Below are 23,633 nucleotides of genomic sequence, written 5' to 3'. Positions count from 1 at the left end.
AGCGCCTTTAGCTCAGTCGGTAGAGCAGCGGACTTTTAATCCGTTGGTCCCGGGTTCGAGTCCCGGAGGGCGCACGTCCATGCACCGCTAGCTCAATGGTAGAGCAGTTGACTCTTAATCAATTGGTTCGGGGTTCGAGTCCCTGGCGGTGCAAAAACCTTTCGGCCCCTGCAGGCGTCGCCGCAGGGGCCGCTTCGTTCCCGCACGGCAGGAGAAGGCCCCAAGGCGTTCTATTTATCCGGGTCGCCCGGGCAAGTGGCGGAACTGGCAGACGCGCTGGATTTAGGTTCCAGTGGGGCAACCCGTCAGAGTTCGAGTCTCTGCTTGCCCAAATTGCCCGGCGCCAAGCCGTACCAACGCGCGGAAGTAGCTCAGTGGTAGAGCATCGCCTTGCCAAGGCGAGGGTCGCGAGTTCGAATCTCGTCTTCCGCTAATTTTTCTTCAGTTCGCAGCAGAGAAGCACATCCTGAGCACGTCAACACTGAACCGGCTCGCACCGACGCAGGTCGAGCTCGAGATTCCCATCACCAGCGACCAGCTCGCGGCAGCCGAAGAGCGCGCGTTCAAGCGCCTCGTGAAGAAGGCGCGCCTTCCCGGATTCCGCCCGGGGAAGATCCCGCGCAAGGTCTTCGAGCAAGCCTACGGCGCCGACGCGATCACGAGTCAGGCGATGGAGGAAGTGCTTCCCGACGCTTACGCCGCCGCCGTCCGCGAGCACGACCTCGACCCGGTCGACCGGCCTCGCATGGAAGTCGTCGAGGAGACGGAGGGCCGCCCCACGCGCCTCAAGGCGACGGTCGAAGTAAGGCCGCAGATCGAGCTCAAGGATTACAAGGGTCTAGCCGTGTCCCGGCCGGCCGTGACGGTCACCGACGACGACGTCGAGCGCAGCCTCCAGGCCCTGGCCAAGGATCGCGCCACCCTGGTGCCGGTGGAGCGTCCCGCCCAGTTGGGCGACGTCGTTACGATCGACTACGAGGGCCGAATCGACGGCGAGCTCTTCGACGGCGGTACCGCGCAGAACCAAGTCACCGAGCTCAGCGGCGACCGCTTCATTCCCGGTTTCGTCGACGGAATCGCGGGCATGTCCACCGGGCAAGCCAAGGACGTCGAGGCGCAATTCCCCGACGACTACTCCGTCGAACGCCTAGCCGGTAAAACCGCTACGTTCGGTATCACGCTGCACGACGTGAAGCAGCTGGAAATTCCGGCGATCGACGACGAGTTCGCTAAGAGCGTCTCCAAGAACGAAACGCTCGAAGAGCTGCGCGACGACGTGCGTAAGCGCCTCGGAGCGATTGCCGAATCGCGCGGCCGCCGCATCGTCGGTAACGCAATCGTCGAAAAGCTGTCGGCATCGCACGATTTTCCGCTTCCGCCCAGCCTCGTCGACGCGGAAGTCGATCACTTGATGAGCGACGTGGCCGGTAACGCGTCGCGCTCCGGGAAGACGCTCGAAGAGTATCTCACCGAGAGCGGAAAGACCGAAGAACAGTTGCGCGCCGAGCTGCGCACGGAAGCCGAAAGCCGCGTAAAAACGACGCTTCTCATCGAGCAGATCGCAAAGATCGAGCATATCGCCGCAACCCCGGCCGACGTGACGCAAGAATTAGAAGCCCTTTCCCGGCAATACGGCCAACCCGTCGCGCGGATTCGGAAGGCGCTGGGGAATAGCTTGCTCTCCTTGATGGACGGAATCGTGCGTAACAAGACGCTCGACTTCCTTATCGACAACGCCGCCGTCACCGAAGAAACCCAAAGCCCCGCGTCGTAGTTAGAGATACAAGAAGATATAAAGTAAGCTAAAGAAGTTGGGGGCCCCGCGGGCTCTGCCCGAGGGGGGCGCGCAGGCGCGTAGCGCCGGAGTGCCTGTAAAGAGATTCGGGGTCCCCAAAATGTGTTTGCAAATTTTGGGGAGGTATGTCTTGGGACATCTGGTTCCGATGGTTGTGGAGCAGTCGGCGCGCGGGGAGCGCGCGTACGACATCTACTCGCGTCTGCTCAAAGACCGCATCGTGTTCGTCGGGGGACCAATCGACGATCACCTGGCAAACCTGGTGATCGCGCAGCTGCTCTTTCTCGAGAAAGAAGACCCCGATAAGGACATCGACATGTACCTCAACTCGCCGGGCGGCAGCGTCACGGCCGGGTTGGCGATGTTCGATGCCATGCGGTTCATCAAGCCGGACGTCGCCACCATTTGCATGGGCATGGCCGCGTCCATGGGGTCGATTCTCCTAACCGGCGGCGCACAAGGCAAGCGCTACGCGCTCCCGCACGCCAAAATCCTGATTCACCAGCCCTGGGTCTCCCAGATCGGCGGTCAAGCAACCGACGTCGAGATCGCGGCCCGCGACCTGATCGCTACCCGCCAAACGGTCGCGAGAATCTATGAAGAAACGACCAAGAAACCCATCGACCAGGTTCTCCGGGACATCGATAGGGACTATTATATGACTGCCGAGGAGGCGAAGGACTACGGGATAATCGATACCATCATCGAAGATCGCACGAGCCTGCCGCTACCGGCTTAAGTCGAGAGAGGACGACCGGGAACCACGATGTTCCGCTTTGGAGACGAGAAGGGTCAACTCAAGTGCAGCTTCTGCGGAAAGTCGCAGGAGCAGGTGCGCAAGTTGATCGCTGGTCCCGGCGTCTACATCTGCGACGAGTGTATCGAGCTCTGCAACGAGATCATCGAAGAAGAGCTCTACAAGAACGTCGACGAGAATTTGCGGCTGCGGAACATTCCCAAGCCCAAAGAGATCAATCACATCCTCAACCAGTACGTGATCGGTCAGGAGCGCGCGAAGAAGTCGCTCGCCGTCGCCGTCTACAATCACTACAAGCGCATCAACGCCGGCGGCACCGCCGACGACGTCGAGCTGCAGAAGTCCAACATCTTGCTGGTCGGACCGACGGGTTCCGGGAAGACGTATCTCGCGCAGACGCTCGCCAAAATTCTCGACGTGCCGCTGGCCATGGCCGACGCCACCTCGCTGACCGAGGCCGGATACGTCGGCGAAGACGTCGAGAACATTTTGCTCAAACTCATTCAAGCGGCCGACTACGACGTCAAGCGCGCAGAGAAGGGCATCGTCTACATCGACGAGATCGACAAGATCGCGCGCAAGAGCGAGAACCCGTCGATCACGCGAGACGTCTCCGGTGAGGGCGTTCAGCAGGCGCTTCTGAAGATTCTCGAAGGGACCACTGCCAACGTGCCGCCGCAGGGCGGCCGCAAGCACCCGCACCAAGAGTTCATCCAGATCGACACGACCAACGTGTTGTTCATCTGCGGCGGTGCTTTCGACGGTCTCGAGCGGATCATCGAGTCGCGCGTCGCCGCGAACAACATGGGATTCCGCGCGCAGCCCGAGGGCAAAAAAGAACTTCGCGTCGGCAAGCTGCTGCAGCAACTGATGCCCGAAGATCTCCTGAAGTTTGGCCTGATTCCCGAGTTCATCGGGCGTCTGCCGATAGTGGTCACCCTCGACGCGCTCGACGAGCTTGCCCTGCGCCGGATCCTCACCGAACCGCGCAACGCGCTGGTTCGTCAGTTCCAAAAGATCATGAACATGGACGGCGTCGACTTGCAGTTCACCAAAGACGCGCTCGTCGCGATTGCGACCAGAGCGCAGAGCCGTAAGACGGGCGCTCGCGGACTGCGGTCGATCCTCGAAGAGACGATGCTCGAAGTAATGTACGATCTGCCGTCGCTCCAAGGCGTCAAGAAGTGCATCATCAATAAAGACGTCATCGAGAAGAAAGAACAGCCGACCCTCATCTACCAAGAACAAAAGAAAGACATGCCGGCTTAGGGCGGATATTCGCCCTCCGGCGTCGTCGCCAAAGGGCTTATGTACCTTAGTACATTACGCCCGTTTGGCTCCTAATCAGAGAACGAATCTCCACCGTAATCCACATTCTTGAGCGCTGACGAGCGCTTTTTTGCTTTTTGGTCCCAGTTTGGCGCCTGCCGCGCGGCGGTAAAGTCCTGGCTCCGATTTTCTGGAGCAACTGGGCATAGGCCGGAACGAGGCATCTTCATAATGACCGCACGAGCAGTGAACGAATCTGGTGATCGCGAGGAGTGTCATCCGCTCGCGCCCATTCCGGCGTGGTGGTCCGCGTTTCTCTTTCAAATCCTCAATCCGCGTCAAGTCTGCATGTACGCGTATCTGGCAATGCTGTGCAGCCGGAACGAGAAGTGCCACCCGACGACGGATCAGATTCGCGGTGACCTAGGTCTTTATAGCACCTCGATGGTGTTCGAAGCCCTAGCGGTGCTCGAGGAGCTCTGCTTCATCGAGCGCGAGCGCCAGACGTTCCCCGGAACGCGCCCGCGGCGCAACGTCTATCGCTTGCAGCCGTGCGAAGCTACGCTGCTGCGGCTGCTGGATGCCGATTTGATCGACGGCCTTCTTCGTCCGGTCACGCGCGACGGCAGCAACGGCGGACCGTCGCCCGAATCCGAACGCCTCATCAAGGACGGTTTGGAAGCGATGCTCGGCGAGGAGTTCCCCCTCTACGCCGCCGCGCCGGCCGAGCAGAAGCGTCAGATTCTCCTCGATAGCCTAACGAAAACGCTCGCCGAGAAGGGGACCAATTGACCGAGGACGTTTTCGGTGAGTTCACGCTGAGAACGATCGACGATACCCCTGTGCTCACGCTCAGCGGGGAGGTTGACATCTCCAATGTCACCGACTTCCAACGCGCTCTTGCAGCGATGCCTTCGGCAGACATGATCGTCATCGACATGAGCGCCGTTGAGTTTTTGGATTCGACGGCGTTGTCCGCGCTAGTGCGATACCGTAACGTCACGGCCGCTCGCGGCGGCTCCGTCACGCTCGTGATCGCCAGCACGCTCGTGCAGCGAATCTTCGACATCACGAACTTCGACCGCGAGTTCAAGATCGTCAAGCGCCTCGAGGACGTCCCCGGACTCTTCCCCAAGGCCTAGCCCACCCGTGGCGCCAAAAGAGGCGCGAATCCATGGAGCTTCCCAAGCAATATGATCCCCGCGCGGTCGAGCCCAGGCTCTACCGCCGCTGGGAAGAGCACGGCTATTTCCACGAGGAGCCCGACCCGGCTCGGCCCGCGTTCATTATCTGCATGCCGCCGCCCAACGTTACGGGCCGGGCTCACCTCGGCCACGGCTCGACCTACACGCCGATGGACGTACTCACACGCTTCCATCGTATGCTCGGCAACAACGCGGACTGGCTGCCCGGGCTCGATCATGCGGCGATCGCCACCGAAGCCGTCATCGTCCGCGAGATGGCCAAGGAAGGGCTGACGCGCGAAGACCTCGGCCGTGAGGCGTTCGTCGAGCGCGCGTGGGAGTGGTCGCGCACGTACGGCGGCGAGATCGACGCACAGTTTCGCGTTCTGGGTTTTGGTCCCGACTGGAAACGGTCGCGGTTTACGATGGACGACGGCTTATCGGCCGCCGTGCGCAAGGTGTTCGTGCAGCTCTACCGCGAGGGATTGATCTACCGCGGTAAGCGGCTGATCAACTGGGACCCTAAGGGAAAGACGACCGTCTCGGATGCCGAGGTCGACCACGTCGAACGCGACGCCACCTTATGGTACGTGCGCTATCCGCTCGACGGTGACGCCGCCCAAGGCATTACGGTGGCTACCACGCGTCCCGAGACGATGCTCGGCGACGTTGCGATTGCCGTGCATCCCGAGGACGAACGGTACCGCGCGCTCGTCGGGAAGTTCGTGCTGTTGCCGCCGATGCTCGAACGCGCGATTCCCGTCGTTGCCGACGCAAACGTCGATCCGGAGTTCGGCACCGGTGCCGTCAAGGTCACGCCGGCGCACGACCCGACCGACTATGAGATCGGATTGCGCCACGATCTGCCGATGCCGTCGATCATGGATTTGCGCGCGCGGATTACCGGTCGCGACGTGCCGGTCGGCGACTACGACGGACTCGACCGGTTCGAAGCGCGCGCGCGCATCGTCGCCGCGCTGCGCGACAAAGGACTGCTCGTCAAAGAAGAAGCGTACCGCCACGCGATCTCGATTAGCGAGCGGACCGGCGACGTCATCGAGCCGCTTCTATCGCTGCAGTGGTTCGTAAAGATGGAAACGCTCGCGGCGCCGGCGTTGCAAGCTTATCGCGACGGCCGTTTGCGGTTTTTTCCTGAAGCCCGCGGCCGCATATACGAACAGTGGCTGGAGAACATTCGCGATTGGAACATCTCACGGCAGATTTGGTGGGGCCACAGACTGCCCGTCTGGTACACGCCCGATGAGGCTCCCATCGTTGCAGAGACAAAAGAAGAAGCCGAAGAGATCGCACGGCGCGATCATCATACGCCGCCGGAACTGCTCGTACAGGACCCGGACACGCTCGATACGTGGTTTTCCAGTGGGTTGTGGCCGTTCTCGATCTTGGGATGGCCGGAGAAAACGAACGAACTTCAGTGCTGGTATCCCTCACAAGTGCTGGTCACGGCGCAGGAAATTATTTTTCTGTGGGTCGCGCGCATGGTTATGCTGGGCATTCACTTCATGGGCGATGTGCCGTTCCGCGACGTGATGATTACTCCGCTGGTGTTCGACGCTCAAGGCCGCAAGATGTCCAAATCGTTGGGTAACGCGATCGACCCGATGGACCTCGCAGCTCAGTACGGCGCCGACGCATTCCGCCTTTCTATCCTACGCCAGATGCGTTTGGAATCGCAGGACATGCGATACTCCGAGTCCCGCGCGGAAGAAGCTCGCAACTTCAACAACAAGATTTGGAACGCGACGCGCTACATGCTCGCACTGCCCGAGCCGATGCCCGGCGCGCTCACCTTACCCAAGCACGCGACGCTAACGCTCGCCGACCGTTGGATCCTCGCGCGCCTGCACGACACGATCGAGCGCGTAACCCAGGCGTTCACGGGTTACGACTTCGGCAGCGCGGCGGAGACGCTTTGGCGATTCGTGTGGTACGAGTTCTGCGACTGGTACCTCGAAGCGACGAAGCTTCCGGAAAACGCCGCGACGCGGGCCGGGGTGCTCTCCTTCGTTTGGAATAACGCCATGCGGCTGCTGCATCCGATCGAGCCCTTCATTACCGAGGAAGTGTGGCTGTCGCTTCCACACGACGGGGAGACGATCATGACGGCCACGTGGCCCGATGCCCTCGAGGTCCCGGTCGACCGCGACGCGGCAACGCTCTTCGAGCTCGTGCGCGAGGCGACGGAACGCATTCGCAACCTGCGCGCCGACATCGGCTTGCAGCCGAAGGAGCGCGTCGTACTCGACGTCCCCGCGAACGTTGATGCCGGCGTCGCGGCACTCCTGGCGCACCTCTGCGCCGGCACCGTGCGTCAAAGCCCGCCGGCCGGGGATACGCTCGCTCAAGCGCTGGCCGGCGTGCGGCCCGAGGCGCCCAAAGCCTTGCTCGAAGATCGCTATCGCAAGGACATCGCGCGTCTTCACGGCGAGGTCGAACGGTTGGAACGAAAGCTCGGCAACGGGCAGTTCGTCGCCAAGGCCGCCCCAGACGTGGTTGCGAAGGAGCGCTCGAAGCTGGAAGGATATCGTCAGGAGCTCGTTCACGCGGAATCCGCCCTGACCGAGTTGACGAGCGAGGGAGATTCGAAACCGTGATGACGCCTACCGAAAAGCGCCGCCTGCTGGTTCGCGCCGACGAAATCGCTCGCATCGTCGCGCGTCTCGCGCACCAGATTCTCGAGCCGGAGGAAGCTCAGAAGGGCGTCGTCCTGCTCGGCATTCGCCGCGGCGGCGAAGCCCTCGCGACGCGTTTGGCAAACGAGATCGCGCGCGTCTCGGGACACGCACCGGCGCTCGGATTTCTCAACATCAATCTCTATCGCGACGACCGCGTAACCCACGAGATGCCCGAGTCGGAAATTCCGGCTGACGTCTCCGGGCAAACCGTCGTCGTGGTCGACGACGTCCTCTACACCGGGCGGACGATTCGCGCAGCGCTCGACGCCGTGACGGATCTGGGACGCCCGGCCGCAATCCGTCTATGCGTGCTCGTCGACCGCGGCCTGCGCGAGTTGCCCATCCAGCCGGATTACGTCGGCCGCTTCGTGCCGACGAGCCGCCGCGAACGCATCAGCGTTACGCTTTCCTCCGAGCCCTCGCCGACCGATGAGGTCGAGGTCCTCGAGGGCGCCGACTAGGCAACTCGATGCGAATTCGCAGAAGCCTCATCGATCTCGACGACCTCAACGCCGACGAACTGACCTACATCTTCGAGCGCACGGCGCATTTCGAACAGAGCAAGGCCGAACAAACGCTGACCGGTCACGCTTGCGCGAACATGTTCTTCGAGCAGAGCACGCGCACGTTTGCGTCGTTCAACTTGGCCGAACTTCGCCTCGGAGGCGACGTCGTCAACCTTTCACCTAAAGATCTCAGCCTGGCGACCAAAGGCGAAACGCTCGAGGATACCGCGATCACCCTCGGCGCCATGGGATTTTCGGTTCTGGTCGTGCGGCATTCCGAAGCCGGGTTTCCTCAGCGCGTCGCGATGTCGTTCGACGGGCACGTCGTCAATGCGGGTGACGGCGCGCACGCCCATCCGACGCAGGCGCTGCTCGACATCTACACCTTGCGCGAGGAGTTCGGCGAGCTCGAGGGACGCACCGTCGCGATCGTCGGTGACGTCCTGCACAGCCGCGTCGCGCACTCGACGATTCGCGGTTTGCGCCGCCTCAAAGCCAAGGTGATGCTGGTCGGACCGGACGCGTTTCTGCCCGCGACGTACGGTCGAGACGGTATCAGTATCGAGCGCGATTTCGACGCCATTCTGCCCGAAGTCGACGCCGTGATGCTGTTGCGCATTCAGCGCGAACGTTTCGACTCGATGCCCATCACCGACGAGGAATACGTCGCCGCTTACCGCCTCGATCGCAAGCGGCTCGAGAAGGTTCGGGAGAACGCCGTCATCATGCATCCGGGACCGTACAACCGCGGGATGGAGCTCGACGAGTCGGTCCTCGAGTTCGCCGGCTGGCGCTACGCCAAGCAGGTGCTTCACGGCGTCGGCGTGCGGATGGCCGTGCTCGACTTTCTCGTTAACGGCACCTCGTGAAGCGCGCACTGCTGATTCGCGGCGGACGGGTCGTCGATCCGTCGATTCCACTCGACGCCATACGCGACGTGCGCGTCTCCGACGGAATCGTTGCCGAGATCGGCGTCGATTTGCCGCTCGCCGGTGACGAAGACGTTTTCGACGCGAACAATGCGATCGTCGCTCCCGGGTTCATCGACATGCACGTGCACCTGCGCGAGCCGGGCTATTCCGAAAAGGAGACCGTTTCCACGGGAACCGACGCGGCATTGCACGGCGGTTTTACCGCCGTGGCGTGTATGCCCAACACCAATCCCGCGCTCGACGCGCCCGACGTGCTCGAACGTTTGGCGGCCGAAATCGCGCGCTCGGCCCGCTGTCGAGTCTATCCCATAGCCGCGATCACACGCGCGCGCCAAGGACGCGAACTTTGCGACTTTGCGGCGTTGTCGCGCGCCGGCGCGGTCGCGTTCTCCGACGACGGCAACACGATCGGCAACGCTCGCGTCCTACGCGACGCCGCGCGGGTAGCCAGCGGCGTGCGAGGGCCTTTCATCTCGCATTGCGAGGACGAGGCGATCAAAGGCAACGCCGTGATGAACGACGGCATCGTCTCGCACGCGCTCGGCGTTGCCGGAGCGCCGGCGGTCGCCGAAGACGTCATCGTCGCGCGCGATCTCTTGATCGCGGCCGATACTCGCAAGGCGTGGCACATCGCGCATCTCACCACTCGCGGCGGCTTGGAGCTGATTCGGTACACGCGCGTCCACGGCTCGCAAGCCACGTGCGAAGTCACGCCGCACCACCTGACGTTCACCGACGACGCGGTTCGCCAGCTCGGACCGGCGGCAAAGGTCAACCCGCCGCTGCGCACCAGCTACGACGTGCGCGCGCTGCGCGACGCCGTGCGAGACGGAACGATTGACGTCTTCGCAACCGATCACGCGCCGCACACGGCCGCCGAAAAAAGCGGCGATCTGACGCATGCGGCGGTTGGTTTCTCCGGATTAGAAGTCGCGATCGGCGCGTATGCGGCCGCGCTTCCGGACCTTCCGCTGCTGCGCTTCGTCGAACTGCTCTCTACGAACCCGTCGCGGATCTTACGGATTGCCGGCGGCACGCTCGCTCCGGGAAGCGTTGCCGACGTAACGATCTTCGCGGACCGGCCGTGGCGCGTGCAACCCGAGCGGTTCGTCTCCAAAGGAAAGAGCACGCCGTTCGCGGGGCACATCTTGCCGCGCCGCTGCATCGGCACGATCGTCGGCGGCGAGGTTTTCTATCGAGCCCCCGACAATGGCTAGTCCCGACATGCCCGCACCCCGCGCCGCGCTCTTTCTCGCCGACGGAAGCCGATTCGACGGACGCGGTCTTGGATTCGAAGGCACCGCGTTGGGCGAAGCCGTGTTCTATACCGGAATGACGGGCTACGAAGAAGCGTTGACCGATCCGTCGTACGCCGGGCAGATTCTCACGTTTACCTATCCGATGATCGGCAACTACGGCGTGTCGGGGACGGCGGCGCAATACTCGCGCGCGTGCGTCGCCGGCGCAGTGATCAAGCAAATCGCCTATCATCCCTCGCACCATCTCGCCAAGCGCGATCTGCCGTCGTGGCTCGACGAACAAAAGGTCCCGACGCTGGTGGGAGCCGACACGCGTGCAATCACCATCGCGCTGCGCGAGCACGGAACGATCTGGGCGGCGTTAGCGGTGGGCGAAGCCGCGCTCGAACGGGCCGAGCGGACGCTGGCGGATTTCGTTCGCACGGCCAGCACTAAGGAGCTCGTTCCGAGCGTTGCTACGCAGCGCCCGTTTTGCGAAGGTTCGAGCAGCGGCGCACGCATCGCACTCGTGGACTGCGGCGTCAAGCGCGCGATCCTCCGCGAGCTCGAAGCACTCGGCGCGCAAGTCACCGTGCTGCCGTACAATGCCACCGAAGAAGAGATCCTCGCGTTGGAACCCGACGCCGTGTTCATCTCGCCCGGTCCCGGCGATCCGACCGACCTTCCGCAGACCATCGGTACCTTGCGCGGTCTCATCGGACGCAAGCCGCTCTACGGCATCTGTCTGGGTCACCAACTGCTGGCACTGGCGTGCGGCGCGCAGACGTACAAGCTGCCGTACGGACATCGCGGTGGTAACCAGCCGGTGAAAGATCTCGTCGCCGGCGACGTCATCATCACCGCGCACAACCACGGCTATGCCGTTGACGCCCGATCGCTCCCGTCCGAGCTCGAACCGACGATGACCAACTTGAACGACGGAACGAACGAAGGCTTTCGCCATCGCTCGCTGCCGATCGCAGCCGTCCAGTTCCATCCCGAAGCGTCGCCCGGACCGTACGATGCCCGCCGCCTCTTCGCGCAATGGCTAGGGGATCTGTAATTAGCGGGGGACGAATGTCACGAGCGCTCCTGGCGGCGCTCGCACTCTCGAGCGTCGCGGCCTTTTCCGGGAACGTTGCGGCGCAAGCGTTGCAAAAACTCACGGTGCAGTCGTTCGAGCTTTCCAGCGATACCAGCAATCCCAAACTCGAAGTACCGTTCAACCTCATCGTGCGCGTGCACGTGCGCGAACGCGTCGCCTCGATCGATAATCTCGTCCTGCCGATCCTCGCGGAACTCGAGCTGGGCGGCGACGTACGGCGGCTGCAAACGTCGCCCTCGGGCACCGACTACACGGAAACCATCTCCGTCATCGCGCATCACACGGGCAAGATTGAAATCTCGCCGGCAACTTTGCAAGCCGTCGACGCGCGCGACGGGCGCCCGAAGCAGTATTCGAGCAACTCCTTGACGATCGACGTCGGGGGCGGTTCGCTCGACCCGTTGGCCGGAATGAAGCGTTTTGTGAAGGCCGCGCTGCACTGGCTCGTCACTGCCGCGCTATGGGCCGGCGGTATCGTCTGCGTTATCGCGCTCGCCGTTCTCTTGTTCGCGCACCGGCCCGCCAAGATGCCGGCGCCCACGCCTGCTACCGTCGTCCCGGCACCGCCCGCGCCGCCGATGCCGCCGCGCAGCCGCCGCGATCAGTTCTCCGACGCGCTGACCGTTTTACGCGCCGAACGAAATCGGGGCGCCGCGGTTCGCGTACGCGCTGCGGTGTGGCGGATGATCGGTGCGTCGGACGGCGAAACGCTCGGCGACGTGCTCCAACGTCCCGATGCAGCCGACGCACGAACTCGCGCCTTGCTGCGTTCACTAGAACGTGCCGCCTTTACCTACGACGCCGATCTCGCCCCGGCCGTCGACGATGCCTGTGCCAACCTGGAAGCGATGCTCGCATGAGTGAACGCAAACCGTCGGAGCTCGTCGACGCGCTCGCGCAGACCATCGTCGGCCAACGCGAAGTCCTCGACGCGCTGCTGCTGGCACTGCTCTGCAACGGACACGTGTTGCTGGAGGGCCCCCCGGGGCTCGCCAAGACGCTGGCGTGCCGGTCGCTCGCCGCTGCCCTCGAGGGCGAGTTCAAGCGCATTCAGTTCACCCCGGATCTGCTGCCCAGCGACATCGTCGGCACGCGAGTCTTCAATCAAAACGAAGCCGCTTTTACAACCGTAATCGGGCCGATCTTCGCCAACGTCGTTCTGGCCGACGAAATCAACCGCGCCCCCGCGAAAGTCCAGTCGGCGCTGCTCGAAGCGATGCAAGAGCGCCAAGTGACGATCGGACCGCAGACGCATCCCCTACCGGATCCGTTCGTCGTCATGGCGACGATGAACCCGCTCGACTCCGAAGGGACCTACGCGCTGCCGGTCGCGCAGATGGACCGCTTTCTGATGAAAGTGAACGTCGGCTATCCATCGACGACCGAAGAACTGCAAATCCTCGACCGCTTTGCCGTGGCCGATACGCAGCCCGTGCGCGCGGTGGCGTCACTCGACGATGTCAAGCGCTGGCGAATGCAGGCGCACGCGGTGCACCTCGACGAGAAACTCAAGCGTTACATCGTCGACCTCGTCGCAAAGACGCGTCTCGCACGTGGTGTCTCGCTGCGCTCGGACCGCGCTCACTCCGTGGACGCCGGCGATCTCATCGACTATGGCGCGAGCCCCCGCGCAACCCTCGCCCTGGCCAATTTGGCGCGTGCCCGTGCTTTCATGGATGCCCGCGATTTCGCGCTTCCCGACGACGTGCGCGCGATTGCGCCGCATGCCTTGCGCCATCGAATTGGGTTCAACTATCGCCTGACGACCGAAGCGGTCAGCGCCGAACGCGTTATCGAAGCGCTCGTCGCCGAGGTCGCCGCGCCTTAGGGCCGCATGACTCTCCGTGGGGCCTTGCTGCGCGGCCGGCGCCGCCCGCGCAATCTGGGAGCCGGATCGCCGACGGTGTATCGCGGCGACGGATACGAGTTTGTAGAGCTGCGGGCCTACGTTCCCGGCGACGACGTACGCCGCATCGACTGGGCTGCGACCGCTCGCTCCAACGAACTTCAGACGCGGGTCGTGCTCGAAGACGTCGCCCTGACGTTGGCAGCAGTCGTGGATTGCTCGCGTTCCATGCAAGTCGGCCGCCGCCGGCGGCTCTCCGAGTCGGCGCAAGAAGCGCTCGAGTCGTGGTTCGGCGCGGCGCGTGCCGACGACCGCTGCGTGCGCGTAGGCACGCGGGGCATCACGCCGGCGCCGCTTCAGCGCAGCGCTCGCGCAGCGGCACTCGCGCCGGTCGACGATGCCGAGGCCGCGTTCGACGCGCAAAGCGTCCTCCGTACTGCGCGCGCCGCGCTCACGCGCGGGACGGCATTGCTGGCGATTAGCGACTGGTATGAGTTGAAGCAAGAGCACGATTCACTGCTCGGCGAACTGGGCGCGCGTTTCGACTGCACCGCACTCATCGCGCGCGATCCGTGGTTCGACGGCCTGCCGCTGCGGGGTATGGTGCGGCTTCGCGGCGCCGAAGGCGGTCAGGTGCGCACCTACGTCGGCCGGCGCGAACGCGCCGCATACGCCCGGGCGGTGCGCGAACGAGAGACCGCGCTTAGCGAGCGATTCACGCGCGCGGGCTGGAGAACCGGGATCTTGCACGAAAGCGACGGTTCCGCGTCGCTTGCGGCCGCGTTTGGAATCGGGCGCGTACAATGAGTCTCGACCGGCCCGTGTGGCTCGTAGTGGGAATCCTCGCCGCGGCCTTGCTCGCGATCGTCTATCGCGCGCTCGCGCGGCGGCGAACCGAAACCGACCTCGAATACTCCAACATTCCGTTCTTCCTCGAAGCCGTGAAATCGCGCGAGTGGATCGTTCGTCTCCTCGAAGGAATGTGGGTTGTCGCCTTAGCGTGCGTCGTGCTCGCTGCCGCCGGCCCGCACCTCACGATTCCGGTCCCGATCAAGGATGGCTCGGTGTTCATCTGCATCGATACGTCAGGCTCGATGCGATCCGGCGATGTCATCCCGACGCGCGCTGCGGCCGCAAAGGCAGCCGCGCGCGCGTTCATCTCCGAAACGCCGGGCGGCACGAGGATCGGCATCATCGCGTTCTCGGGATCCGCGTCCATCGTTGCGCCGCTGAGCGCGGACCACCAGCTCGTCTCCGACTCGCTCGACAATCTCCCGCAGCCCGACGGTCCGACGGCCATCGGTGACGCGCTGCAGTTGGCCGCACAGAACTTGCCGGATCGCGGTCACCGCGTCGTGATCTTGATTACCGACGGCGTCAATAACAGCGGCAGCGATCCCAGCGCCGCCGCCGAGTGGCTCGGCGAACACAGCATTCCCGTCTACACGATCGGCATCGGCACGCCCATGGGTGGGCTGATTCCGGGGACCAACGAAGAAGCAACCATCGACGAACAAGCGTTGCGAAGCTACGCGGATCAAAGCGGCGGCGCGTACGCCCGCGTGGAGAATGCAACGCAGCTGCACGACGCGCTGGCGCAGCTCGGTCGCATCACGACGATGGAGCGCAAGCCCGTCGATGCGTCGCTCGGTTTCGCGCTCGGCGGCGCCGCCGCAATGGTGATCGCGTTCTTGGCCGGATTCGGCCTGGGGAGGTATCCGTAATGTTGAAGATCCTCGCGCTGCTCGTCGCCGTCGCGGCCGCATCGACCACGGTCGTGAAGTACTCGCCGCACGACATGAAAACGCAGAAGATCGCCGACGGAAACTGCTGGACGTCGTCCATCGCATCGACCCGATCGGATGCCTACCGCTGCATGACGGGCAACGAAATCTACGATCCGTGTTTCGTTATCGATCCCAAATCGGTCGGCTGCCCGTCAGACCTCGCTGCCGACGCCGGCGTCGTGCTCAACCTGACCAAAGCGCTCCCGCCGCCCGAATCGCCCGGGCCCGTGCCGCAAGCGTTCGCGATGGTGCTGCAATCCGGAGCAACGTGCAATCGCGCCACCGGTACCGTGGTCGCCGATTTCCCGTACTATTGCTCGGGCGAGAGCGGCGTCTGCCAAGGACCCGACCTCGCCAAACCACAGCCGGCGTACTTCGTGAAATGCGGGACGCCGAAGGACGCACTGCACGTGACCGGGGTGAGTTCGTTCCTCGTGAAAACCGTCTACGAATGAATCTCGCGCTGTCCGAAACTTCGCTCGATCCCAACCCGATCGCGCAGCTGAAGCGCTGGATGGCCGACGCGGCGCAAAGCGCCAATCCCGAACCCAACGCGATGGCGCTGGCGACCGCGACGGTCGACGGCAAGCCCGCGGTGCGGTACGTGCTGCTGCGCGGTCTCGACGAACGCGGTCTGCGATTCTACACCTCGTACTTCAGCCGTAAAGGAAGACAGCTGGAAGCCAATCCGTTTGCGGCCGCGGCCTTGCACTGGCCGGAGCTGCAACGTCAAGTGCTCGTCGAAGGCGCCGTCCACGTGCTCTCCGAGGACGAGTCGGACGCCTACTTTGCCTCACGGCCGCGCGGCCACCAACTGGGAGCGTGGGCGTCGGAACAAAGCGAACCGATTGGATCGCGGGACGTACTCGAGGAACGATACGTGCATTTCGACCAGCGTTTCGCAGGTGAAGAGGTCCCGCGGCCGCACTCTTGGGGCGGCTACGCGATCGCACCCGAGCGCTTGGAGTTCTGGCAGGGGCAAGCCAACCGGCTGCACGACCGTTTTGAATACCGGCGCGCGACCGGAGGGTGGACGATCCGGCGCCTTCAGCCGTAGCGGCGGCCCGCACTAAAGGTGCGTCGGTACGGGCGGGCCAATGAAACCGCCCCAGCATGCCCCGCCGGAACGTGATGGTCATCGGCTCGGGACCGATCGTCATCGGTCAGGCCGCAGAGTTCGATTATGCCGGCGTGCAAGCGTGCCGCGCGCTTCGCGAGGAAGGCCACCGGGTCGTCCTCGTCAACTCCAATCCCGCCACGATTATGACCGATCCCGAGGTAGCCGACGCGGTCTACCTCGAGCCCCTCACGCTCGGATCGATCGAGCAAATTCTCGCGCGCGAACGGCCCGACGCGCTGCTGCCGACGCTCGGCGGTCAGACGGGCCTCAATCTCGCGGTCGAACTCGACGACGCCGGTCTGCTCGAACGGTACGAGGTCGAGTTGCTGGGCACGCCCGTCGAAACGATTAAGCTCGCCGAAGATCGCGAGCGGTTCAAACGTAAGATGCTCGAGATCGGCGAGCCGGTGGCTTCCAGCGTCATCGTCACCGAGGTCGAAGCGGGCGTCGCGTTTGCCGCGCGCAGCGGCTATCCGCTCGTCGTGCGCCCGGCGTACACCCTCGGCGGAACCGGCGGCGGCATCGTGTACGACGAGGAGCAGCTGCGTCAGACGCTCGACGCCGGCCTCAATGCCAGCTTGATCCACCAGGCGCTCGTCGAAACGTCGCTGTTGGGCTGGAAAGAGATCGAGTACGAAGTCCTGCGGGATCGCGCCGGCAACTGCATCATCGTCTGCAACATGGAGAATATCGATCCCGTCGGCGTGCATACCGGCGATTCGATCGTCGTCGCGCCGTCGCAGACACTCTCCGACCGCGAATATCAGATGCTGCGCAGCGCCAGCGTCAACGTCATTCGCGCGCTGGAGGTGCAAGGCGGCTGTAACATTCAGTTCGCGCTTCATCCCGACCGCAGCGAATACGCGATCATCGAAGTCAATCCGCGCGTCTCGCGCAGCTCGGCGCTCGCGTCGAAAGCCACCGGCTATCCGATTGCCAAGATCGCCACGCGCATCGCGTTGGGACAAACGCTCGACGAAATTCCCAACCCGGTCACGGGCGTCACGAAGGCCGCCTACGAGCCGACCCTCGACTACACGGTGGTCAAGATTCCGCGCTGGCCGTTCGACAAGTTCCCCATCGCCGACACGCACCTCGGCACGCAGATGAAATCGACCGGCGAAGCGATGGGAATCGGCCGTACGTTTCGCGCCGCGCTGCTCAAGGCGGTGCGCGGACTCGATCTCAAACGCGAGACGCTCACCGGCGGCTTCGAAGAGTGGAGTGATGCCGAACTCGAAGGCATCGTTGCGCGCCCCACGCACGAGAGGCTCTTCGCCGTCGCTGAGTTGCTTCGAAGAACCCCTTCCGCTCGAGAATCGACCATCGAAAGAATCCACGAACTCTCGACGATAGATCGATTTTGGCTCAACGAATTTGCAGACCTCGTCGAGCTGGAAGTTCGGTTGCAAAAGAGTCCGAGTCACGACGATATCGTCGAGGCTTTGGAGTACGGCTACGCGACGCAAACGACGCGATCCAACGGAGCGGTACCGGCGGCGTTTCGCATGGTCGATACGGCAGCGGGCGAGTTTCCCGCAAAGTCGCCGTACTACTACCTCTCGCGCGGCGAGCTGGACGAGATGCGCCCGACTCCGCACGAGGCGGTGGTCGTCGTCGGAAGCGGACCGATCCGCATCGGACAAGGCATCGAGTTCGATTACAGCTGCGTGCATGCCGCGTGGGCCTTGCGCAACGCCGGACGTTCCGCGGTGATCGTCAATAATAATCCCGAGACCGTCTCGACCGATTTCGACGTTTCCGACGTCCTCGTCTTCGAGCCGCCGGGTGCCGACGAAGTGGAGGCCGCATATCGCGCGACCAACGCGCGCGGCGTCATGCTGGCTTTCGGGGGTCAAACCGCCATCAACTTAGCCGGCGAGCTGCAGCGGCGCGGCGTTCCGCTCGTCGGGAGCGACCGCGCTTCGCTCGACATGGCGGAGGACCGCGAGCAGTTCGACGCGGCGCTTTCGCGGCTCGGCGTCGCCCGGCCTGAAGGAAAAGCGGCGCGCAGTTTCCGCGAGGCGCGTGCCATCGCCCGCGAGCTCGGCTTTCCGGTGCTCGTGCGCCCGTCGTTCGTTCTGGGCGGCCGAGCGATGGAAATCGTCTACAACGAAGGTCAGCTCGCGTCGTACGCGGAGTCGGCTCCCCCGATTCTTCCCGACGCGCCGCTGCTGGTCGACAAGTACCTGCGCGGTTTAGAGATCGAAGTCGACGCAGTCTGCGACGGCGACGACATCATGATCCCGGGAATCTTCGAGCACATCGAGCGCGCGGGCATTCATTCCGGCGACTCGATCAGCGTCTACCCGACGCAGACGATCGACGAAGCCATGGAGCGCCACATCGCCGACGTCACTTTAGCCATCGCACGCGAGCTGCGCATTCGGGGGCTCATCAATATCCAGTTCGTGATCCACGAGAGCGCGCTCTACATCATCGAGGCCAATCCGCGCGCCAGCCGCACCGTACCGATCATTCAAAAGGCGACGGGGATCAATATGGTCGCCGCGGCGACCCGGATCGCGCTCGGCGAAAAACTGCGCGACATGGAATACGGCGTCGGCTTACATCCGCGCGTGCCGTACGTCGTCGTCAAAGTCCCGGTGTTCTCGTTCTCGAAGATGCGCGGCGTCGAGACGATCTTGGGTCCGGAGATGAAATCCACCGGCGAGGTTCTCGGGATCGACGAAACGTTCGCGGGGGCGTTAGCCAAGGGATTTCTGGCCGCCGGCGTGCGTCTGCCCGGAGACGGCGGACGCATTCTCGTGTCGATCGCCGACGAGGAGAAGGCGGAGGCCGTTCCCGTGCTGCGGCGGTACGCCGAGCTCGGGCACACGCTGGTTGCGACGCCCGGCACGCGTGCAGTGCTCGAGGCGGCCGGCATTCGATGCGAAAGCATCAACAAGATCGCGCAGGGTTCGCCGCACGTACTCGATCTCATCACGTCGCGCGGCGTCGACCTCGTGATCAACGACGCCAAGGGGCCGCGCGAAATTTCCGACAACTACAAAATCCGTCGCGCTGCGGTGGAAGCGAGTATTGCGTGTTTGACAAGTCTGGATACGGCTCGGGCGCTCGCGGAGGCCCTCGCAAGCACGGCGGGTCCGCCGCGGAGCTTGCAAGAGTATCGCAACGCAGCGCTGACGATCGAATCCTAGAAATCCACGAAGAGCCCCGCGTCTTCATCCTGGGCGGCAATCTGAGCACGCTCGCGGTGGTCAACAGCTTCCTTCCCGAGGGCGGCGCGATTACCGCGCGCCTCGTGCCGCTGGCATGGACGCCGATCGGCGTCGTGACCGGGGACGCGTGGCAGAACGTCGGCATCGCCCTCAGCGGGCTCTACGACTGGACGGATCGCACGTTTCCGCCGGAAGACGACCGCGCGTTCATCGCCCCGCTGCGCGACGTCGACCTGCTCGCGCGCATCGGCTGGCACGCGCCGTTGCCCGAAAAGCTCGACGACGAAACGGTGCTCAACATCGAAGACGTTCCCGAAGACATTGCCGACGGATTGGCGCATCCGGCCGCGGCAATCGTTCAATGTGCTGCGTGTCGGCGCTTATGCGTCCGCGACGAGTTCGTCTGGAAAGAGAAGCAGCTGTGCGCGTGGGACTATCACGGCCAGGTGTTCGGGCGCCGCGGGCCGTGGCGAAACGGTCCGTACGAAGAACGGCACTTCGAAACGCTCCCGGCGTGCGCGTACGTGGCGCCGCCGCTGTTAGGCGAGCTCCAGGTCGAAGCGATCCTTACGATCGGCGCGGTTGACGAAGCAATCGCGCGGGCAATGGTCAATGTGCTGCTCGACGCCGATCGCGAACGCCCGCATCTCGCCGTTCGCACCGAAAGCGGCTTCACGGTCTTGCGCGAAAGCGCGCCGGAGACGCCCGCGAGCCCGTGACCAATCGCGCGATCGGCCGGCTCTCGTTTCTCTTCGTGCTGCTCTTTGCGGCGTTGGCGATTCGGCAAATCGTCATCGCCGTCGTCGAAGGCCCGTCCATCGCGTCGCGTCCCAATAACCCGCGTCACGCGCTGCTCGATATCCACCGCGGCCGCATCCTGGCGACCGACGGTACCGTGCTCGCCGAGACGCAGAACGGTAAACGCGTGTATCCGTTGGGTGCTGCGTTTGCGCAGCCGCTCGGCTATCTCTCGGCGCGTTACGGCACGGCGGGTCTCGAAGACGCCTTCGATCGCGCCTTGACGCCGCCCGACACCACCGGCGATCCGACGGCGCAGCTCGACGAGATCCGCGCCGCCATACGCGGAGAGTCCGTCATCTCGCGCGGCGCCGACGTCGTGACGACAATCGTCCCCTCCGTGCAGCAGCGTTTGTACGAACTGCTCGCACAGTATCCGAAAGCGGCCGGCGTCGCGCTGGACCCGCGCACGGGAGCGGTGCTGGCGATGGCCAGCGTTCCCAGCTACGATCCCAACGACTTCGACACATTATTTCCCTCGCTCGAGCGCGACCCGAGCAGCCCGCTGCTGGATCGCGCGCTCGACGGACTCTATCCGCCCGGCTCGACGTTCAAAGTTTTCACCGCGGCGGCGGCGCTCGACAGCGGAACCATCGCGATGGATTCCCGCTTCGACGATCCGGGATACCTCGTCATCGGGAACTTCACGCTGCACGACAACGAAAGCGAAGCGACCGGTTACGGCGACGTCACGCGCGCGTTCGCGCTGTCGAGCAACGTCGACTTCGCGCAGATCGCGCTCAAGATGGGTGTCAATACGTTTTACGACTATCTGTCGCGTTGGGGTATCGGCGCCTCGCTGGACTTTCAGCTTCCGGCCGCCCACGCCGGGGTGCCTCCGAAGGATACGATCGTTCCCGGCGAGCTCGCCCAGATGGGCTTCGGTCAGGGCGCCCTCTTGATGTCGCCGCTGCAGATGGCGCTCATCGATGCCACCATTGCCAACGCCGGCGCGGAGCCGCGCCCCTACATCGTCCGGCAGATCGTACGCGACGGCGCGGTAGCGAGCGTCTACTCCTCGAGCACGCTTGGAAACCCGGTATCGCCCGACTCCGCCGCGAACGTTACCAAGATGATGATCGCCGTCGTGCAGCGCGGAACCGGCACCCCGGCACAGATACCCCACGTGACGGTGGCCGGCAAGACCGGGACCGCGACCAATCCGGCGGGCCGTTCGCACGCGTGGTTCGTCGCTTTCGCTCCCGCCGAGCATCCGCGCGTCGCCGTGGCGGTCGTCGTCGAGAACGTCGGCTACGGCGCCACCTATGCGGCCCCAATAGCACGCGACGTCATGGCAACTGCGCTCGCCGAGGTTACGCCGAGCCCGTGATCGACGAGAAAGTCTTCAACAATCGCTACAAGCTCGATCGCAAGCTGGGCGAAGGCGGTATGGCGATCGTCTACTGCGGAACCGACATCGTCCTGCGCCGCCGCGTCGCTGTGAAAGTGCTGCGCGCGCAATACGCGGCAGATGAAGAGTTCGTCCGGCGGTTCTACCAAGAAGCCGAATCCGCGGCGCGGTTGTCGCATCCCAACATCGTCAACACCTACGACGTCGGCCGCGAGAACGACACGTACTTCATCGTCATGGAACTCGTCGACGGCCCGTCGCTCGCCGAGATCATTTCGGCCGACGGCAAGCTGCCCGAACCGGTGGCGATCGACTACGCGACGCAAATCGCCAGCGGGCTCGCGTACGCGCACCGCGTCGGCTTGCTGCACCGCGACATCAAGCCGGCCAACGTTCTGGTCACCAAGGACGATGTGGTCAAACTCTCCGATTTCGGCATCGCGCGCGCCGTCTCGCAGCAGACGATGACGCTCACCAAGCCGGGTCTGGTGATGGGCAGCGTCTATTACATGCCGCCCGAACAAGCGCTCGGGACCGAGCTGCACGAGGCGTCCGATCTGTACAGTCTCGGCATCGTGCTCTATCAGATGCTGACCGGAAAGCTGCCGTTCTCGGGCGAGTCACCGGTGAGCGTCGCACTCAAACACGTGCACGATCCCGTTCCCAATATCGACCCCAAGACGTCCGGCGTGAGCCCCGCGCTTGCGGCGATCGTTAACCGTCTGCTGCAGAAGAAGCCCGAGAATCGCTTTCAATCGGCGAGCGAGCTGGCGACGGCGCTGCGCGAAGCGCGCGAGCGCCCCAGCGTTCCCGCGTACCGGATCAACGACGACGCCGCGACGATGGTGATGCCGTCGGCTGGTTCGCTGCCGATGCGGCGGTCGCCGTTGCCGGACCGCTCGTACACGTCGATGCGCGACGATGAGGAGGAACGCTCGCGCCGCTCGCCCTGGATGGTGCTGACCTTGATCGCGCTGCTGCTCCTGGCCACCGGCGTCGGCTACGCGCTCTTCGGCCGGCCAATGCCCGATCTCGGCGCGAACATCGCGGTCGCGGATTATTCCAATATGACCGACGCGCAAGCGCAGGCCGCCATCGTCAACGCCGGACTGCGCGTTCGAACGGTCAAGAGCTCGAGCGATACGGTCGCGACCAATCACGTCATCCGCCAGAATCCCGAGCCGGGTGTCAGGGTCGATCGCAACGCGCTCGTCGAGCTCGTCATCAGCAATGGGAAGCCGATGGTCGGACTACAAGACGTTCGAGGGTTCACGGCCACCGACGCACAGCGTCTGCTGCAGGTGCAAGGCTTCGCGGTGAAGATCGATCGCAAGTTCGACAACTCCGCCAAGGATAACGTCGTCGATATGCAGCCGAAACCCGGAACGCAGGTACGGCCGAACAGTCACATCACGCTGGTCGTTTCCAACGGCCCCGAACCCGTTGAGGTACCGAACTTCGTCGGGATGTCGGTCGACAACGCGCGCGCGCAGGCAACGCGCCTGGGCATCGCGCTCGATACGTCGCAGTCAGCCGCCGTCAACGGCGTTCCCGCGGACACGATCGCGCTGCAAGATCTCACCCCCGGTGCGAAGATCGACAAGAACACGATCGTGCATGCGACGGTAAGCACGGGCGTGCAGCCCGCCAGCGGCACCAACAACGGCACGACAACGGTCGCTGTGCCTGGGGTCACCAGCCAACAGTATCAGGCGGCCATTAACGCACTGGTAGGTGCGGGCTTCACGGCCGCCGTGCACTACCAAATACAAACGACGCTCAACGGGGACATCGTCTCCCAGGAGCCGGGAGCCGGCTCGCAAGCACCGTCGGGATCGACCGTGAACGTGACCCTTTCGGTCTCCGGAGAAGTCCCCGACACCAACGGGATGAGCGTCCCCGATGCGACGGCGACGTTAGCATCCGACGGTTACGCCATCGCGCGCACCGTGTACACGGTTACCGCGGGCGCCGGCGGGCGGGTCGTCGGCACCGATCCGCAAGTCGGAACGAACCTGCCGCCGGGGCAGCCCGTGACGCTCGTCGTCAACGGCACACCGCCGTAGC

At 64.0% G+C, this 23,633-nt stretch carries 20 protein-coding genes and 4 tRNA genes; all 24 read left to right on the top strand.

Translation table 11 applies throughout. From position 1 onward, the window contains the following. Nucleotide 1 precedes the first annotated feature (1 nt). Nucleotides 2–74, top strand: a tRNA-Lys gene (locus VGG89_03570). A gap of 7 nt (nucleotides 75–81) precedes the next feature. Then, nucleotides 82–153 (top strand) — tRNA-Lys (locus tag VGG89_03565). 96 nt (nucleotides 154–249) lie between these two features. After that, nucleotides 250–331 (top strand) — tRNA-Leu (locus tag VGG89_03560). A gap of 29 nt (nucleotides 332–360) precedes the next feature. Further along, a tRNA-Gly gene (locus VGG89_03555) sits at nucleotides 361–432 on the top strand. Nucleotide 433: 1 nt separating this feature from the next. After that, nucleotides 434–1,774: a trigger factor gene (gene tig / locus VGG89_03550; protein ID HEY1975604.1), complete on the top strand. Its 1,341-nt coding sequence runs from the start codon at nucleotides 434–436 to the stop codon at nucleotides 1,772–1,774. 151 nt (nucleotides 1,775–1,925) lie between these two features. Next, complete coding sequence (locus VGG89_03545) at nucleotides 1,926–2,534, top strand: ATP-dependent Clp protease proteolytic subunit (protein ID HEY1975603.1); 609 nt, start codon at nucleotides 1,926–1,928, stop codon at nucleotides 2,532–2,534. A gap of 27 nt (nucleotides 2,535–2,561) precedes the next feature. Continuing rightward, complete coding sequence (gene clpX, locus VGG89_03540; protein HEY1975602.1) at nucleotides 2,562–3,821, top strand: ATP-dependent Clp protease ATP-binding subunit ClpX; 1,260 nt, start codon at nucleotides 2,562–2,564, stop codon at nucleotides 3,819–3,821. 246 nt (nucleotides 3,822–4,067) lie between these two features. Further along, nucleotides 4,068–4,613: a hypothetical protein gene (locus VGG89_03535; GenBank protein HEY1975601.1), complete on the top strand. Its 546-nt coding sequence runs from the start codon at nucleotides 4,068–4,070 to the stop codon at nucleotides 4,611–4,613. Beyond that, a complete protein-coding gene (locus VGG89_03530) occupies nucleotides 4,610–4,963 on the top strand; it encodes an STAS domain-containing protein (protein ID HEY1975600.1) in 354 nt (117 codons plus the stop codon). The genes VGG89_03535 and VGG89_03530 overlap by 4 nt, the downstream gene beginning before the upstream one ends. Before the next feature lie 32 nt (nucleotides 4,964–4,995). Further along, nucleotides 4,996–7,620, top strand: a complete 2,625-nt coding sequence (locus VGG89_03525; GenBank protein HEY1975599.1) for a valine--tRNA ligase — start codon at nucleotides 4,996–4,998, stop codon at nucleotides 7,618–7,620. Next, nucleotides 7,620–8,162 carry a bifunctional pyr operon transcriptional regulator/uracil phosphoribosyltransferase PyrR gene (gene pyrR, locus VGG89_03520; protein HEY1975598.1) on the top strand — a complete coding sequence of 181 codons (543 nt, stop codon included), beginning with the start codon at nucleotides 7,620–7,622 and terminating at the stop codon, nucleotides 8,160–8,162. The genes VGG89_03525 and pyrR overlap by 1 nt, the downstream gene beginning before the upstream one ends. An 8-nt stretch (nucleotides 8,163–8,170) precedes the next feature. Further along, the gene (locus VGG89_03515; protein ID HEY1975597.1) at nucleotides 8,171–9,076 is read left to right on the top strand and encodes an aspartate carbamoyltransferase catalytic subunit; all 906 of its coding nucleotides are present in this window, start codon (nucleotides 8,171–8,173) and stop codon (nucleotides 9,074–9,076) included. Further along, nucleotides 9,073–10,356, top strand: a complete 1,284-nt coding sequence (locus tag VGG89_03510) for a dihydroorotase (protein ID HEY1975596.1) — start codon at nucleotides 9,073–9,075, stop codon at nucleotides 10,354–10,356. The genes VGG89_03515 and VGG89_03510 overlap by 4 nt, the downstream gene beginning before the upstream one ends. After that, nucleotides 10,349–11,440 carry a glutamine-hydrolyzing carbamoyl-phosphate synthase small subunit gene (carA, locus tag VGG89_03505; protein ID HEY1975595.1) on the top strand — a complete coding sequence of 364 codons (1,092 nt, stop codon included), beginning with the start codon at nucleotides 10,349–10,351 and terminating at the stop codon, nucleotides 11,438–11,440. The genes VGG89_03510 and carA overlap by 8 nt, the downstream gene beginning before the upstream one ends. 14 nt (nucleotides 11,441–11,454) lie before the next feature. Then, complete coding sequence (locus tag VGG89_03500; GenBank protein HEY1975594.1) at nucleotides 11,455–12,342, top strand: hypothetical protein; 888 nt, start codon at nucleotides 11,455–11,457, stop codon at nucleotides 12,340–12,342. After that, nucleotides 12,339–13,310 carry an AAA family ATPase gene (locus VGG89_03495; GenBank protein HEY1975593.1) on the top strand — a complete coding sequence of 324 codons (972 nt, stop codon included), beginning with the start codon at nucleotides 12,339–12,341 and terminating at the stop codon, nucleotides 13,308–13,310. Before VGG89_03500 ends, VGG89_03495 begins: the two co-directional genes overlap by 4 nt. A 6-nt stretch (nucleotides 13,311–13,316) precedes the next feature. Beyond that, nucleotides 13,317–14,135 (top strand): DUF58 domain-containing protein, encoded by an 819-nt coding sequence (locus VGG89_03490; protein HEY1975592.1) that lies wholly within the window; start codon nucleotides 13,317–13,319, stop codon nucleotides 14,133–14,135. Further along, nucleotides 14,132–15,052: a VWA domain-containing protein gene (locus VGG89_03485; protein HEY1975591.1), complete on the top strand. Its 921-nt coding sequence runs from the start codon at nucleotides 14,132–14,134 to the stop codon at nucleotides 15,050–15,052. The genes VGG89_03490 and VGG89_03485 overlap by 4 nt, the downstream gene beginning before the upstream one ends. After that, on the top strand, nucleotides 15,052–15,570 hold the full coding sequence (locus VGG89_03480) for a hypothetical protein (protein HEY1975590.1): 519 nt from the start codon (nucleotides 15,052–15,054) through the stop codon (nucleotides 15,568–15,570). The genes VGG89_03485 and VGG89_03480 overlap by 1 nt, the downstream gene beginning before the upstream one ends. Continuing rightward, on the top strand, nucleotides 15,567–16,172 hold the full coding sequence (pdxH, locus tag VGG89_03475) for a pyridoxamine 5'-phosphate oxidase (GenBank protein HEY1975589.1): 606 nt from the start codon (nucleotides 15,567–15,569) through the stop codon (nucleotides 16,170–16,172). The genes VGG89_03480 and pdxH overlap by 4 nt, the downstream gene beginning before the upstream one ends. 56 nt (nucleotides 16,173–16,228) lie before the next feature. Then, nucleotides 16,229–19,396, top strand: coding sequence for a carbamoyl-phosphate synthase large subunit (gene carB, locus VGG89_03470; protein ID HEY1975588.1), 3,168 nt, complete (start codon nucleotides 16,229–16,231; stop codon nucleotides 19,394–19,396). After that, the gene (locus tag VGG89_03465) at nucleotides 19,282–20,136 is read left to right on the top strand and encodes a hypothetical protein (protein HEY1975587.1); all 855 of its coding nucleotides are present in this window, start codon (nucleotides 19,282–19,284) and stop codon (nucleotides 20,134–20,136) included. The genes carB and VGG89_03465 overlap by 115 nt, the downstream gene beginning before the upstream one ends. Further along, nucleotides 20,133–21,545 carry a penicillin-binding protein 2 gene (locus VGG89_03460; GenBank protein ID HEY1975586.1) on the top strand — a complete coding sequence of 471 codons (1,413 nt, stop codon included), beginning with the start codon at nucleotides 20,133–20,135 and terminating at the stop codon, nucleotides 21,543–21,545. Before VGG89_03465 ends, VGG89_03460 begins: the two co-directional genes overlap by 4 nt. After that, nucleotides 21,542–23,632 carry a Stk1 family PASTA domain-containing Ser/Thr kinase gene (pknB, locus tag VGG89_03455; GenBank protein ID HEY1975585.1) on the top strand — a complete coding sequence of 697 codons (2,091 nt, stop codon included), beginning with the start codon at nucleotides 21,542–21,544 and terminating at the stop codon, nucleotides 23,630–23,632. The genes VGG89_03460 and pknB overlap by 4 nt, the downstream gene beginning before the upstream one ends. Nucleotide 23,633: the final 1 nt, after the last annotated feature.

The organism is Candidatus Baltobacteraceae bacterium (genome assembly GCA_036488875.1).
Lineage (GTDB): Bacteria > Vulcanimicrobiota > Vulcanimicrobiia > Vulcanimicrobiales > Vulcanimicrobiaceae > JAFAHZ01.
Note: the sequence above shows the minus strand (reverse complement) of the source record. Positions and strands in the feature narration are given on the sequence as shown.